At 69.7% G+C, this 12,860-nt stretch carries 13 protein-coding genes; 7 read left to right on the top strand and 6 right to left on the bottom strand.

The features are described 5' to 3' along the window. Positions 1-24 precede the first annotated feature (24 nt). Positions 25-465, top strand: coding sequence for a hypothetical protein (locus FOJ82_RS05055; protein WP_143937315.1), 441 nt, complete (start codon positions 25-27; stop codon positions 463-465). Positions 466-527: 62 nt separating this feature from the next. After that, positions 528-920, top strand: a complete 393-nt coding sequence (locus FOJ82_RS05050; RefSeq protein ID WP_143937314.1) for a DUF302 domain-containing protein — start codon at positions 528-530, stop codon at positions 918-920. A gap of 163 nt (positions 921-1,083) precedes the next feature. Here FOJ82_RS05050 and FOJ82_RS05045 read toward each other — a convergent pair whose 3' ends face one another. Continuing rightward, positions 1,084-2,751 carry an FIMAH domain-containing protein gene (locus FOJ82_RS05045; protein ID WP_185975624.1) on the bottom strand — a complete coding sequence of 556 codons (1,668 nt, stop codon included), beginning with the start codon at positions 2,749-2,751 and terminating at the stop codon, positions 1,084-1,086. Positions 2,752-3,083: 332 nt separating this feature from the next. Between FOJ82_RS05045 and FOJ82_RS05040 the strand changes: the two genes are divergently transcribed. Continuing rightward, positions 3,084-3,374, top strand: coding sequence for a hypothetical protein (locus tag FOJ82_RS05040; RefSeq protein ID WP_143937312.1), 291 nt, complete (start codon positions 3,084-3,086; stop codon positions 3,372-3,374). 15 nt (positions 3,375-3,389) lie between these two features. On the opposite strand, the gene FOJ82_RS05035 is transcribed toward FOJ82_RS05040, so the two are convergent. The 3 genes from FOJ82_RS05035 to FOJ82_RS05025 all read right to left on the bottom strand — a co-directional run bounded on the left by FOJ82_RS05035 (position 3,390) and on the right by FOJ82_RS05025 (position 6,360). Next, on the bottom strand, positions 3,390-4,616 hold the full coding sequence (locus FOJ82_RS05035) for a PQQ-dependent sugar dehydrogenase (RefSeq protein ID WP_143937311.1): 1,227 nt from the start codon (positions 4,614-4,616) through the stop codon (positions 3,390-3,392). Between the two features lie 74 nt (positions 4,617-4,690). Beyond that, positions 4,691-5,518 (bottom strand): aldo/keto reductase, encoded by an 828-nt coding sequence (locus FOJ82_RS05030; protein WP_143937310.1) that lies wholly within the window; start codon positions 5,516-5,518, stop codon positions 4,691-4,693. A 32-nt stretch (positions 5,519-5,550) separates the two neighbouring features. Next, the gene (locus tag FOJ82_RS05025) at positions 5,551-6,360 is read right to left on the bottom strand and encodes an SDR family oxidoreductase (RefSeq protein ID WP_143937309.1); all 810 of its coding nucleotides are present in this window, start codon (positions 6,358-6,360) and stop codon (positions 5,551-5,553) included. A 146-nt stretch (positions 6,361-6,506) separates the two neighbouring features. Between FOJ82_RS05025 and FOJ82_RS05020 the strand changes: the two genes are divergently transcribed. After that, entirely contained in the window at positions 6,507-7,016 is a 510-nt protein-coding gene (locus FOJ82_RS05020; protein ID WP_143937308.1) for a hypothetical protein, read from the top strand. A 4-nt stretch (positions 7,017-7,020) separates the two neighbouring features. On the opposite strand, the gene FOJ82_RS05015 is transcribed toward FOJ82_RS05020, so the two are convergent. Further along, entirely contained in the window at positions 7,021-8,040 is a 1,020-nt protein-coding gene (locus tag FOJ82_RS05015) for an SDR family oxidoreductase (protein ID WP_143937307.1), read from the bottom strand. Positions 8,041-8,055: 15 nt separating this feature from the next. Further along, positions 8,056-9,666, bottom strand: coding sequence for a phytoene desaturase family protein (locus FOJ82_RS05010; protein ID WP_143937306.1), 1,611 nt, complete (start codon positions 9,664-9,666; stop codon positions 8,056-8,058). Positions 9,667-9,880: 214 nt separating this feature from the next. Between FOJ82_RS05010 and FOJ82_RS05005 the strand changes: the two genes are divergently transcribed. Genes FOJ82_RS05005 through FOJ82_RS04995 form a run of 3 tightly spaced genes read left to right on the top strand, consistent with a single transcriptional unit; the run spans position 9,881 to position 12,827 of the window. Next, positions 9,881-11,068, top strand: coding sequence for a Gfo/Idh/MocA family protein (locus tag FOJ82_RS05005; protein WP_143937305.1), 1,188 nt, complete (start codon positions 9,881-9,883; stop codon positions 11,066-11,068). Continuing rightward, entirely contained in the window at positions 11,065-11,769 is a 705-nt protein-coding gene (locus FOJ82_RS05000) for a ThuA domain-containing protein (protein WP_143937304.1), read from the top strand. Before FOJ82_RS05005 ends, FOJ82_RS05000 begins: the two co-directional genes overlap by 4 nt. Further along, positions 11,742-12,827 (top strand): Gfo/Idh/MocA family protein, encoded by a 1,086-nt coding sequence (locus FOJ82_RS04995; RefSeq protein WP_143937303.1) that lies wholly within the window; start codon positions 11,742-11,744, stop codon positions 12,825-12,827. The genes FOJ82_RS05000 and FOJ82_RS04995 overlap by 28 nt, the downstream gene beginning before the upstream one ends. The last annotated feature ends 33 nt before the right edge of the window (positions 12,828-12,860 follow it).

The raw sequence follows: 12,860 nt of genomic DNA, 5'->3' as shown, positions 1-12,860 counted from the left end.
GGGGGTATGTGTCACGCTCGGTGCATGGCTCAAGTCGACGCTCCTCGCACCGAACCACTCATCCGCGCGACCGCACTCGGCCACGTGGACGTCCCGGCAAGCGGGGTGGGGTTCTGGCGCCAGGTCTGGTCGCGTCGCCACACCGTCGCCGCCATCGTCGCGGCTGGCTTGCTGTTCCTGCTGCTGGTCTCGGCGCGTGGTTCGGCGGGCGGGCTGGAACTCGCCCTCCTGGCAGTGGCGGCGACGGTGGGTGCGCTCACTCTCGCCACCTACGTGCCGCCCGCCGGGGTGGCGACCCGCGCGCACCTGTCCGGCGGCGCCTGTGCGGTGCTGCCGGTGGTGGCAACCCTGGGAGCGCCCGTGCTGCTGTCCCAGGCGGCGGCTGGCCTTGCCCCTGTGCTGGTGCTGCTGGCCTGCTACGCCCTCGCGGCGGGCAAGCGGATCACCGACCACGCGACCTGTTGAGCAATCCACCGGTTCGGCCGTCCCGGTCCTCCGGAGAAGGCAAGATCGAAACAGGAGGAAACATGAACTACGCACTACGAATCGACCTGGAGCGGCCGTTCGCCGAGGTGGTCGGGGAGGTCCGTGAGTCCCTGGCCGAGAGCGGCTTCGGCATCCTCACCGAGATCGACATCAAGCAGACGCTGAAGAACAAGCTCGACGTCGACGTGGACGAGCAGATCATCCTCGGTGCCTGCAATCCCGGGTTTGCCCACGAGGGGTTGCGGACCGAGCCATCGCTCGGGCTGCTGCTGCCCTGCAACGTGGTGGTGCGCCACAGTGCCGGCGTCACCGTCGTCGAGGCCATCGACCCGGAGATGATGGTCGGCGTGACGGGCAATCCGGCGATGGAGCCGCTCGCGGACAAAGTGCGTGCATCCCTGAAGGCGGCGCTGGACCGGGTGGCCTCCAACTGAGGCGAGGCCATCTCCCAAGCTCGTTGCCCGTGACCGGGAATCGGTACGGCATGGAAGACGGGTTGGCGACGGTCAGTGATGACCGCCGCCAACCCGCTTCGCTCAGCTGCTGCTGCTCGGCATCGTCCTGTGATCAGGACTCCGCCGGGCAACAGCGCTGCACTCAACCAGTGATGCTCCTCGTCGTCTCCTCCGCGGCGAAGATCAGCTCTGCGGCCTGCGCCTCAGAGAGCTTCTTGCCGCTGAAGGCCTCGACCTGGTTGATGAACGCGCCCAGCATGTTGCCGGCCTGGTGCGTGTCCCCACGCTCGAGGAATCGCTCGGCGTTGGCCAGCTTGACTTCCAGCGCCTTCTGATTGCCCTTGTTGAGGTCGAGATCGGACACGAGATCGTTCAGGTCACCGATCCGGTTCCTGTACTCGACACTCACCGTGGCGACTGCCTTTTCGACGACGCCGTCAATGGTGCCCTCAACCGTGAAGACGCCGGGTCCGTCGTTGCCGTAGAGGGCAGGATCGATGGCGTCCCAGACGACAGAGCGCTCCTCGGAAACAACACCAGTGGCGTTGTGGTTCACATCCACGGTCACGGTCGCGGGAAGTGCAGGAGCGACGCCGGAAACCGTGTCCAGTGCCACGTCTTCGATTCCCCTGATCTTGCTGATGCTGAAGAACCAGTCGAAGACCGTTCCTCGCTCGTCGTCAACGTATTCGTTGTACGCCACCAGCCACGAGGAGTGACCGTCGAATGTCCAACCGTTGTATGGGTAGTCGTGGAGGGTGACCTCGGGCAGGATCGTCAGCTTGTAGTCGTTCAGGTACTCGCCCCAGGTGTTGTACCGGTTGATGACGCCGTTGTAGGCGAAGTCATCGGCGTCCACCCATTCCCACAGGGGCATGTGGTCAACCGCGTCGACCAGTGCCGCATTGCTCGGTCCGGTGCCGGCGCCGTAGATGGCGGCGGCGACGTACTCGGGGTAGGCGGAGACGAAGGCCCACGTGGAGGACGACCCCATGGAGTAGCCCGTCATGTAGATGCGGTTCGGGTCCACCTTGCCCTCGGCGATCCAGCCGTCGATGACGTTCTTGACGGCGGCCACGTCGGTCTGGAAACCCGGGGTACGGGGCACCAGGACGTGCGTGGGGAACTCGGCCTGCTTGTCGGGGTTGGCCCAGACAGTGCCACCGTTGCTGAACCTGGCGGGGTTGTAGTTGTCGCCGCCCTGTCCGCCACCGTGGAAGTAGACGACCAGCGGCAGCGGCTCGTCGATCTCGTCGTTGAGGAAGTAGGCGTAGTCCATTCCCTCCGGGCTGGTGGCGTACTCGTACTGGTCCAGCACCGGGCTCACAACACCGGTCTGCTCGAATCCGGTGGGCGTGATCGTGGAGCCGTCGACGGTGGCGATCGGATCGCCCTTGTACGTCACGGTGTACTGGGCCTCGAGGTAGAAGCCGCTGTCGATGGTGGTGCCACCGTCGCCCCATCCGACGTGCTGGAAGTCCAGCACGATGTACTGCCCCGAATCAGCGGGGAAGCCCCAGTCCTCGACCTCGCTGGTGTAGACGCCGGTGACCTCACGCGGGCCGTCGTAGACGACGACATCCGGATCGACCATCCTGGTGGACACCACGTGCACGTCGAAGTCCTCGGGGGACAGCGACGGATCTTCAATGACTTGTCCCGCATCGATGATGACCGCGGCTACGCGCTCCTCAAAGGCGAAGTTTTCGTTCCTTAGAATAAAGGGGAGGGTGGTGCCCTCCTCTCCTGCAGCGGAAACCACAGACAGGTTGATGGCCAACAGGGCACCGATGAGGGAGAAAATCCCCAATCTTTTCCTAATCATGTCAATCTCTTCCTGGTTTGTTGGGTTTGCGTGAATCTCTGAGAACTACTCACAAAAGAAGTGTGAATCACCTCCCCTTTCATCTGGGTCATTCCATGCGAGACGGGAGCCCGCCGACCGTTTGCAACGTTGTAGACGGACAGCCACGAAAGCTTCCTTGCTTCGGCCCGAGCCTCACGCTAGCCCAACTTGTTCGACGGCGCAACGAATCCCGAAGAAAAAGTTCGGACGCGCCACAAATCAGTGCGCCGCCGCGCCCATGGACACCGGGGAAGCTGCTCACGCCCTGACCGGCTGCCGGCAGGTACCTTGGGTTGATGGACCAAGCTCCGGATGCGTCGCCCGCTCCGCCGGGCTGGAAGCGCGCGCTGGGGATCGTCGGGCTCGTGGCGCACCTCGTGGTCGGCTACATCTACCTGACGGTGGGACTGGTCACGCCCATGCCCTGGTACGCACTGTTCCTGCTGGTCTGGGCGGCCTTGCTCGTGCTGGGAATCGTGCTGCTGCGTCGGCACCCGCTGTGGGTCCTGCTGGTCCCCGTGCTGGCGTTCGGCCTCCTCGTCGGTGGAGTCTCGCTCGGAGGAGCCTTCTTGGGGTGGACTGCCTAGGCCGGCCTGCTCGGGTCAGTTCGTCGGGCGCAGTTCGAGCAGGTGGCCGCCGTCGCCGTCCTGGAGGAGCCAGATGGCGCCGTCGGGGCCCTCCTCGACCGCCCGAATGCGGGCGCCCATCGGCCAGTTCTCGGCCTCGGTGGCGTTCTCGCCCTCGAGGTCCACGCGCTGCAGGGCCTCGCCGGAGAGGGCTCCGAGGAAGGCGTCGCCCTGCCAGGCCGGGAAGAGGTCGCCGTGGTAGATCAGCAGTGAGCCGGGGGAGATGCTCGGGTTCCAGAACACCTTCGGCGCGATGAACCCGTCGCCCTCGGCGTGGTCCCGGATCTCGCCGCCGCTGTAGTGGTTGCCGTTCGAGGCCTCCGGCCAGCCATAGTTGCCACCCGCCTCGATCAGGTTGAGCTCGTCGCCGCCCTCCGGACCCATTTCCGAGGACCAGAGCCGGCCTTCGGCGTCGAAGTCGATGCCCAGCGGGTTGCGGTGGCCCATCGAGTAGAACTGGTGCGCCACGGGTGAGTCCTCACCTGCGAACGGGTTGTCGGGAGCGGGCTGGCCGTCGAGGGTGAGGCGCAGGATCTTGCCGAGGTTGTTGTCGAACTCCTGGGCCGGGTCCATTTCCTGCCTGTCGCCGGAGGTGACCCAGAGGTGGCCGTCGTGGATGGCCAGGCGGTGGGAGAAGTGGCCGCGGCTGTCGGCCTTCGGGGTCTGCTCCCAGATCTTCGTGAGGTCGGTCAGGGCGGCGGCCTCGACGTCGAGAGTGGCGGTTCCGACCACGGCGCCCGCGTCGCCGGTGCGACCCTCCACCCAGCTCAGGTAGATCTTGCCGTCCTCGGAGAACGACGGCGCAGGCACCACGTCGCCGAGGCCGCCCTGGCCGCCGACCACCACATCGGGCACCCCGGAGACCTCGCGGACGGTGCCGTCGGCGTAGCGGAGCTTCATGGTCCCGACCCGCTCGGTGACCACCATGACCTCGGAGTCGGGCAGGAACGCGAGCGCCCAGGGCTGGGTGAAGCTCTCGTGCTCGGTGACGGTGAACTCGTGCGTCTCTGGGACGGGGTCGGTCTCAGCGCTCTGCGTGGGTTCGGACGTGTCAGTGCTCGCCGGCGCGGCTGTGGGCTCGGCGGTGCTGGTGCTGGCTGTGGCGCTGGCTCCGGGCGGCGTTCCCGGCGTCTGCGTGGGCGCCTCCGTCGGCCCCGAGCACGCGACGAGCCCGAGAAGTGCGAGGACTGCGAGTCGTCTCATGCATCGAAGCTACCTTCTCGGGCCGCAAAGCGGGAGGCAAGGACGCCTGGACTGTGGTCACTGCGTTGGCGGCGTCAGTGCCCGAAGGAGTCCGAGTCGGCCGCCCTGTAGTCCGGGTTCGTCAGGTCCGACAGGCGCTGCAGCTCCATCTCGCCCAGGCGGATGGAAGCCGCGGCCAGGTTCTGCTCCAGCCGCTCGCGGTTGGAGGACTTCGGGATCGGGACCAGGCCCTGGCTGACGTGCCAGGCCAGCACCACCTGCGCGGGGGTGGCGACGTGCTCCTCGGCGAGTTCGGCAACCATCGGATCGTCGATCAGGCCGTTGCCGGCGGCAAGCGGCGCCCATGACTCCGTGACGATCCCGTGTTCGGCGTGGAAGGCGCGCTCGGCGGCCCGCTCGGTGAACGGGTTGCACTGGATCTGGTTGACGTCGGGCGTCACGCCAGTGGCGTCGATGATCCGCTGCAGGTGAGAGGGCTTGAAGTTCGACGTCCCGATCGCGCGCACCAGGCCGCGCTCACGCGCCTCGACCAGTCCCTCCCACGCGCGGACGTACAGGTCCTGGTCAGGGTTGGGCCAGTGGATCAGGACGAGGTCCACGTAGTCGAGGCCGAGGGTGGCGAGGTTGTTCTCCACCCCGCCGACGGCGTCGCCGTGCCACTTCCTGTTGAACTTCGTCGTGACGAACAGGTCCTCCCGGGGCAGCCCCGAGTTGCGCACGGCCTTCCCGACGCCGGCCTCGTTGCGATAGTTCTCGGCCGTGTCGATGAGCCGGTAGCCGAGCTCGAACGCGGTCAGCGCCATGGCCTCGACCTCGGCGTCGTCGAGGGGCCAGGTGCCGGCGCCGATCGCGGGGATGGCCGCGCCGCCGGACAGGGGGATCGTGGGTGCGAGGTTGGTCATGGCTCCATTCATACCCGAAGCGGGTTGCAGGATCAGACCTTGCGCCACTCGTCGTCGGGGAGGTGGGAGCCGGCCTGCGGCCCCATCTGGAGCATGCCGCCGTCGACGGGGATCGAAGCGCCGGTCAGGTAGGAGGCGGCCGGCGAGGCGAGGAACGCGATGACGGCGGCGATCTCACGCGCGTCGCCGGGCCGTCCGAGCGGGACTCCGGGGCGGTCGGTGCCGCGGGGGTCCTCGTCCGTCTGGCCGGTCATCGGGGTGGCGATCTCGCCGGGGGCCACGCAGTTGGCGGTGATGCCGTGCTGCCCCAGTTCGAGTGCCACCGTCTTCATCAGGCCGCCGAGGCCGTGCTTCGCGGCGTCGTAGGCGCTGGACCCGACGCGCGGCTGGTGCTCGTGGACGCTGGTCACCGCGATCAGCCGGCCACCGCGCCCGGCTGCGACCATCCGCCGGGCGGCGGCCTGGAGCGTCACGAACGCGCCGTCGAGGTCGGTGGCCACCACCTCGCGCCACTTCTCGAGCGACATCTCCACGAACGGGACCGAGGCACCCGACCCCGAGTTGGCGACGAACACGTCGACGCCGCCCAGCTCGTCGGCCATCGAGTCGATCACACCGCCGGCGTCGTCGAGGTTGGTGGTGTCGAGACGTGCCACCACCGCCCTGCGGCCGTGCGAGCGCACCTCCTCGGCGGTCTCCTCGGCTCCGGCCTGATCGGTGAACCAGGTGATCCCGACGTCGAGGCCCGCCTCGGCGAGGGCGACGGCGGTGGCCCTTCCGATACCGGAGTCGGATCCGGTCACGATGGCGGTACGGGGTGCGAAGTCTTCGGTCACGGCCATGACTTCCTCCTTGCAGTCGGGGACGTCGTCGCGTCCGGGCCGTCCATGCTAATCACGGGAGGGGTCTGACCCGGACCAGTTGCGCCCACCGGCCTCGCGGTGACCCCTCCCGGGTTAGGTTTGGACCCCGTACCGAGGAGGAACCGATGAGCAGTGTCGAACTGGACCACGACAAGTACTCCGCCTACCTGAACCAGCACCTCGTTGCCGCCGACGCAGGTGTCCAGGCGTTCAGCGCCGCCGCCGACACCTGGGCGGACACCGAGTGGGAGGCCACCTTCAGGCAACTGCACGACGAGCTCGAGGACTCCCACACCAAGCTCAAGGAACTGATCGAACGCCTCGGCTACGAGATCAGCACGGTGCGCAACATCGTCTCCGGCGTCGCCGCGGTGGCTGGCCGTCTCAACCCGCTCAACATCACCCGGAACAAGGACGGGCTGATGACCCAGGCGGAGTTCGACGCGCTCGCCGCGGCCGTGCGGGGGCAGCAGATGATGTGGGAGACGCTCAAGGTGCTCTCCGAGATCGACGACCGCCTCGACGCCGACGACTGCCAGGCCATGATCGAGCGCTGCGAGGACCAGCGGGGGCGCGTGCTGGAGGCGAATGCCGCGACGGCGAAGGCCCGATTCACGGTGCAACCGGGAAAGTAGCGGCTCAACCCCGCCGCGACCGTCGGCCCCTTCTTGCCCGCTCCATGCCCGCCAGCACGCTCGCGACGCCGCCGATCCCCAGGGCGGCAGTGACTGCAGGGCGCAGTTGCAGCCACGTGTACAGGCTGAAGCTGCGCTCCCGGTTCCCGAGCCCACCGGCCGCGTCCGTCTCGCCCTTGTTCGGGGCCGACAGCGTCCCGGCATCGCCCTCGTCCCCGGACGAGCGCTGCAGCGGTTGCATGCGCACGACGATCTCGTCGAGCAGGCGCGGCGCGACGGCCTGCAGGAGTGCCGCAGCGCGTCCCGAGCCACCCGCCCACAACACGCGTCGGGGATGCTCCGCCGCGTGCACGACGCAGTCCGCGGCCACGGAGACCGGGTAGATCGGGGGCGGGGCCTCGGGGTCGACGTCGCCGCCGTGAGCGGCGTTGGAGAAGATCGGGGTGTTGGTGCTGGAGGGTCGCACGCTGGTGACCGAGATGGGCACGGACTCGGCCAGCAGTTCCCGTCGCAGGGCCGAGACGAGCCCCTCGACGGCGTGCTTGGAGGCGGCGTAGGCGCTGTGGCCGGGCATGGCCACGGCGGACTCGGCGGAGGTGACGAAGACCAGGGCGCCGCCCCCCGCCGCACGCAACTCAGGCAGCGCGGCGCGGGCGCCATGGACCTGCCCCAGGTAGTTGATCTCCATCAGGCGCCGGAACTGCTCGGGCTCCGTCTCGTCGAACGGGGAGTGGGCGATCACGCCGGCCACGTTCACCCACGTGTCGATGCGCCCGTAGGTTGCCACCGCTGCGTCGGCCACGGCCCGGACCTGCGCCGGGTCGACGGCGTCGCACACGACATAGGTGGCGCGCCCGCCGGCGGCGGTGATCTCCCGCACCAGTGACTGCAGGCCCGGTTCGCCGCGGGCGGCCACCACCACCCTCGCCCCACGCGCGGCCAACCGCAGCGCGCTCTCGCGGCCGATGCCGCTGGAGGCGCCGAGCACCACCACGACCTGCTCCGGCAAGGGCTTCAGCTTCATCGGATCTCCTCGGTGTCAGTAGTTGGGTTCCCGGCGCTGCAGCATCAACTGCGCCTTGGTCGTCGCTGTTCCCACCGGCCTGGACCACCACCTCGAGTCCCGCAGCGCCGCGCGGGCCGCGTTGTAGCCGGCGCCGCCGTGCACTGCGCCGCCCGGGTGGGTCGCGGCCGAGGCGAGGTAGAGCCCCGGCACGTGCGTCACCGGCCCGCCCAACCCCGCGACGGGCCGCCACGGTCCCTGCTGGAACAGCTGCGTCGTCCCGCCTCCGACGGCGCCTCCGACCAGGCTCGGGTTCGCGTCCTCGAGTTCCGCAGGGGACTGCACCCACCGGTCGCGCTCGAGTCCGCGCCAGCCGGGGGCCAACTCGTCGAACATCGCCTCGATGTTCCCGAGCGACTCGGCCGCCACGCCCGCCGCGGCCTCGTCCGGCACCCGCGGCAGGTGCGTGTAGGCCCACAGGGACTCCGTTCCCGACGGTGAGCGCCCGGGATCTGCCGTGGTCATCTGCCCCACCAGGCAGAATGCCCGCGGTGGCACCTTGCCGGTGGCGATGCTCGCGTGCCAGCCGATCAGCTCCTTCGCGGACAGCCCCGCGTGCACGACGGCGGCGCCCCTCGCCCGCGCGGCCCGCCAGGGCATCTCGCCGTCCAGCAGGAGGTTCAGCTTCAGCGTCGGCGGGTCCCAGGCGAAGCGCTCCATCCGAGCTCGCAGCCCGGCCGGCACGGCGTTGTCGGGCAGCAGGTCCCCGTACAGCGACGTGGCCGAGACGTCGGCGACGACCGCACGTCGCGCCCGGACCTCCGAGCCGTCGGCCAGGCGCACACCGGCGGCGCGCCCCTCGGCGACGTTGATGCCCGCGACGGGGGAGTCCAGCCGGATCTCGGCACCGCCCTGCCGGGCCCGGGAGGCCAGCGCCTCGCCCAAGGCCCCGGCACCGCCCCGCGGAACGGGGAATCCCACGTCCTGGGCGAGCATGGCCAGCAAGTAGCCCATCAGGCCGCTGATCGGGGCCAGCGGCGAGACGTCGGCGTGGGCAGTGTTGCCGGCCAAGATCTCGCGGGCCCGGCGACCCCCGAACCACTCCTCACCCATCCGGTCCGAAGGCAGCAGCGCGAACCGCGCGAAGTCCAGCAGCCCGGCGGCGCCCAGCGTGCGCGCCAGTCGCCCGCCGGCGCGGACCGGCGGCCAGCCGCGGATCAGGGCGTCCAGCAACGGCTCGCGGACGCGTCGCCAACCGGAGAACATCTTCAGCCACGCCTCGCCGTCGCCGGGATGATCCTGGTCCAGCTCGGCAGCGGTGGCCTCGGGGCTGTCCTGCACGGCGGAGCCGAGCTCGTCATCGGCGTCGGAGACGTGCGTCAGCGAGGGCCGGTGGTCGAGCCACTCGAGGCCGTGGCCGCCCAGTTCGAGCGACTGCAGCACAGGTGAGGCCTGCCCGAGCGGGTAGCAGGAGGAGAACTCGTCGACGACGAAGCCGTCGATTGTCCTGGAGGCAACGGCGCCGCCCGGCTTGCTCCTGCCCTCGAGGACCAGAACGTCCCAGCCGGCGTCGGCGAGCAGCGCCGCAGCGACGAGCCCATGGTTCCCGGCCCCGATTACGATCGCGTCCACTGTTGATTGGCTCATGCACCGAGCCTACGAGTTGTGCGGGCCGCGTTGGCCGGGAACCTGATGCCAGTGCGAGAGGATGGCTGGACAGTGCAAGATCGGGGCGTCGACAGCAACCGGATCTGTAACGATAAACTGGTCCCCGGTGAGAGGAGTGCCAGATGACGATGAGCGACGTGGCTCACGCCGCAGACGCGGGAGCGGAGCTGCTTCCGATCGGGAGGGGACAAGCATGAACGAACCGCTTCGGGTGGCCGTGGTGGGCACCGGCTTCATGGGGCGGATGCACGCCCACGCCTGGCGCACCGCGCACAGGTTCTTCGACCTGCCACGAAACCCAGAGTTGGTCCTGCTCGTGGGGCGCGACGAGCAGCGCACCGCCGCCGCAGCCCGGGAGCTCGGGTTCGCGGAGCCCTCCGTGAGCTGGTCCGAGGCCATCGAACGCGCCGACGTCGACGTCGTGGACATCTGCGCGCCGGGCCAGCTGCACGAGCCCGTCGCCGTGGCCGCACTCGAGGCGGGAAAGCACGTGCTGTGCGAGAAGCCGCTTGCCAATGACCTCGCGGTTGCAGAGCGGATGACGGCGGCTGCCGTGCTCGCCGCCGCCCGCGGCGTCGTCGCCATGTGCGGCTTCAGCTACCGCCGGACTCCCGCGCTGTCCCTCGCGCGTCGCCTCATCCGCGACGGCCGGATCGGCGAGGTGCGCCACGTTCGTGCGCAGTACCTGCAGGACTGGTTGTCGGACTCCGAGTCGCCTTTCACCTGGCGGCTGGACCGCGAGCAGGCCGGATCCGGCACCCTCGGGGACATCGGCGCGCACAGCATCGACACCGCCCAGTGGCTGGTCGACGACGTCATCACCGACGTCTCGGCGCGCCTGCGCACGTTCGTCGACACCCGCCCGCAGCTCGCGGAGCAGACCGGACTGGGCGGGCGCGCCTACGCCGGGGCGCCGCGGCGTCAGGTTGACGTGGATGACGCCGTCGCCTTCACCGCGCAGTTCTCACGCGGTGCGTTCGGCGTGTTCGAGGCCACCCGGCTCGCCACCGGACACCGCAACTCCAACCGCATCGAGGTCAACGGCGAGCACGGCTCCGTCGCGTTCGACTTCCGGGCCATGAACGAGCTCGAGTTCTACGACGCGCGCGACGAGGCCGGCGAGCAGGGCTTCCGCAGGATCCAGGCCAACGAACCCGAACACCCCTACGCCGGTGCCTGGTGGCCCCCGGGCCACGGCCTGGGCTACGAGCACCTGTTCACCCACCAGGTGGTGGACCTGGTCCGCGCGATCGCCGGGAACGAGCCGGCCTCCCCGGACTTCGCGGAGGCCACCCACGTGCAGCGGGTGCTGGCCGCCGTCGAGGCCAGCGCCGGTGACCAGAGCAGAATCACCCCCGTCAACCAGAAAGGTGCCCGATGACCCGCAATGCCCTGGTGGTGCGTGGTGGCTGGGAGGGCCACCACCCCGTCGAAGCCACCGACCTGTTCATCCCGTTCCTGGAGCGCAGCGGCTTCCGCGTGCGCGTGGAGGGCTCGAACGAGGTCTACGCGGATCCCGACGTCATGGCCGAGACCCACCTCGTGCTGCAGAGCGTGACGATGTCGGAGATCAGCCGCGAGGCGTTCCAGGGGCTCCGCTCGGCGGTCGAGGGCGGCACCGGGCTGGCCGGCTGGCACGGCGGGATCGCCGACTCCTACCGCAACAGCTCCGACTACCTGCAGCTGGTGGGCGGCCAGTTCGCCACCCATCCCTCCAAGCACCCGGACCAGTGCGGCGGTGACGAGTCGGACAACTTCCTGCCCTACACCGTCGAACTGACGGCACTGGGGCGCGAGCACGAGATCACGGCCGGGCTCGACGACTTCGAACTGCACACCGAGCAGTACTGGGTCCTGCACGACGACCTCATCGACGTGCTGGCCACCACCACCCATCCCGTGCAGCCCTACCACCCGTGGCATCGCCCGATCACCTCCCCGGCGGTGTGGACCAGGCACTGGGGCAGGGGCAGGATCTTCGTCGCCACCCCCGGGCACAGCCTGGACGTCCTCAGGGACGAGAACGTGAGCCGCATCATCGAGAGGGGAATCCTGTGGGCAGCCGCCACGGAATCGGAGTGATCGGGCTGGGGGTGATCTCGGAGCGCTACCTCGCAACCCTCGGCGACGTCTCCCGCGTCCGGATCGCCGCCGTCGCCGACCTGATCCCCAGTCGGGCGGAGGCGGTTGCCCGGCGCGTGGACGGGTGCCGCGCCCTGGCCGTGTCCGAACTGCTGGAGGACCCGGCGGTGGAAACGGTGTTGAACCTGACCATCCCGGACGCCCACGCCGACGTCGCCCTGGCCGCGCTGCGGCACGGCAAGAACGTGTACGGCGAGAAGCCGCTCGCGTCCACGGTCGCGGAGGCGCGCGCGGTGCTGGCCGCGGCCGGCGACGCCGCGGTGGGCGGGGCGCCCGACACCGTGCTCGGCACCGGCGTCCAGACCGCGCGGGCAGCCGTCGACTCGGGGATGATCGGACGGCCCCTGTCCGCCGTGGCCACCTGGATCTCACCGGGACACGAGGCGTGGCACCCGCAGCCCGACTTCTACTACCGCGCGGGCGGCGGCCCCCTGTTCGACATGGGCCCGTACTACCTCAGTTCCCTGGTACACCTGCTGGGCCCGATCGTCGCGGTGCAGGGAGCGTCGTCCCGGCCCCGCCCGACGCGGCGGATCGCCTCGGGGCCGCGCGCCGGCGAGGAGATCGCCGTCGAGGTGGACACGCACGTCACCGGCGTCCTCGAGCACCTGGGCGGGGCCCTGTCCACCGTGGTGTTCAGCTTCGACGGCTCCGCCACGGTGGCCGCGCCGATCGAGGTCCACGGCGAGACCGGCACCCTGCAGGTGCCCGACCCGAACCAGTTCGACGGGACCGTACACCTGCGGCGTCCCGGGGAGTCGGCGTGGGCCGCGCTCGAGCCGTCGGCCGGCTACGCCGGGGCCGAGCGGGGGATCGGCCTGCTGGACCTCATCGACGGCGGCGGCAGGGCCAGCGGCGCCCTCGCCCTGCACGTGCTGGACGCCATGGAGTCGCTGCTGCGTTCCGCCTCGACCGGGCGGCGCGTCCCGCTGCTGACCACCGCCGAGCCGGGCCCGCTGGTCCCGCTCACGGAGCAGGAGCGCTGGCGCGACAGTTGAGCAAGAGGGGGCGCTGACCGGGAATCAACCGGC

Source organism: Tessaracoccus rhinocerotis (assembly GCF_007197885.1).
Classification (GTDB): domain Bacteria; phylum Actinomycetota; class Actinomycetes; order Propionibacteriales; family Propionibacteriaceae; genus Arachnia; species Arachnia rhinocerotis.
This window is presented reverse-complemented; position numbering and strand designations above follow the sequence as displayed.

Excerpts from the sequence above, each read along its gene's own strand:
- FOJ82_RS05050 (WP_143937314.1), top strand. The coding sequence starts at position 528 with ATGAACTACGCACTACGAATCGACCTGGAGCGGCCGTTCGCCGAGGTG.
- FOJ82_RS05030 (WP_143937310.1), bottom strand. The coding sequence starts at position 5,518 with ATGACCAACCTCGCACCCACGATCCCCCTGTCCGGCGGCGCGGCCATC.
- FOJ82_RS05020 (WP_143937308.1), top strand. The coding sequence starts at position 6,507 with ATGAGCAGTGTCGAACTGGACCACGACAAGTACTCCGCCTACCTGAAC.
- FOJ82_RS05055 (WP_143937315.1), top strand. The coding sequence starts at position 25 with ATGGCTCAAGTCGACGCTCCTCGCACCGAACCACTCATCCGCGCGACC.
- FOJ82_RS05015 (WP_143937307.1), bottom strand. The coding sequence starts at position 8,040 with ATGAAGCTGAAGCCCTTGCCGGAGCAGGTCGTGGTGGTGCTCGGCGCC.
- FOJ82_RS05035 (WP_143937311.1), bottom strand. The coding sequence starts at position 4,616 with ATGAGACGACTCGCAGTCCTCGCACTTCTCGGGCTCGTCGCGTGCTCG.
- FOJ82_RS05040 (WP_143937312.1), top strand. The coding sequence starts at position 3,084 with ATGGACCAAGCTCCGGATGCGTCGCCCGCTCCGCCGGGCTGGAAGCGC.
- FOJ82_RS05010 (WP_143937306.1), bottom strand. The coding sequence starts at position 9,666 with ATGAGCCAATCAACAGTGGACGCGATCGTAATCGGGGCCGGGAACCAT.
- FOJ82_RS05005 (WP_143937305.1), top strand. The coding sequence starts at position 9,881 with ATGAACGAACCGCTTCGGGTGGCCGTGGTGGGCACCGGCTTCATGGGG.
- FOJ82_RS05025 (WP_143937309.1), bottom strand. The coding sequence starts at position 6,360 with ATGGCCGTGACCGAAGACTTCGCACCCCGTACCGCCATCGTGACCGGA.
- FOJ82_RS05000 (WP_143937304.1), top strand. The coding sequence starts at position 11,065 with ATGACCCGCAATGCCCTGGTGGTGCGTGGTGGCTGGGAGGGCCACCAC.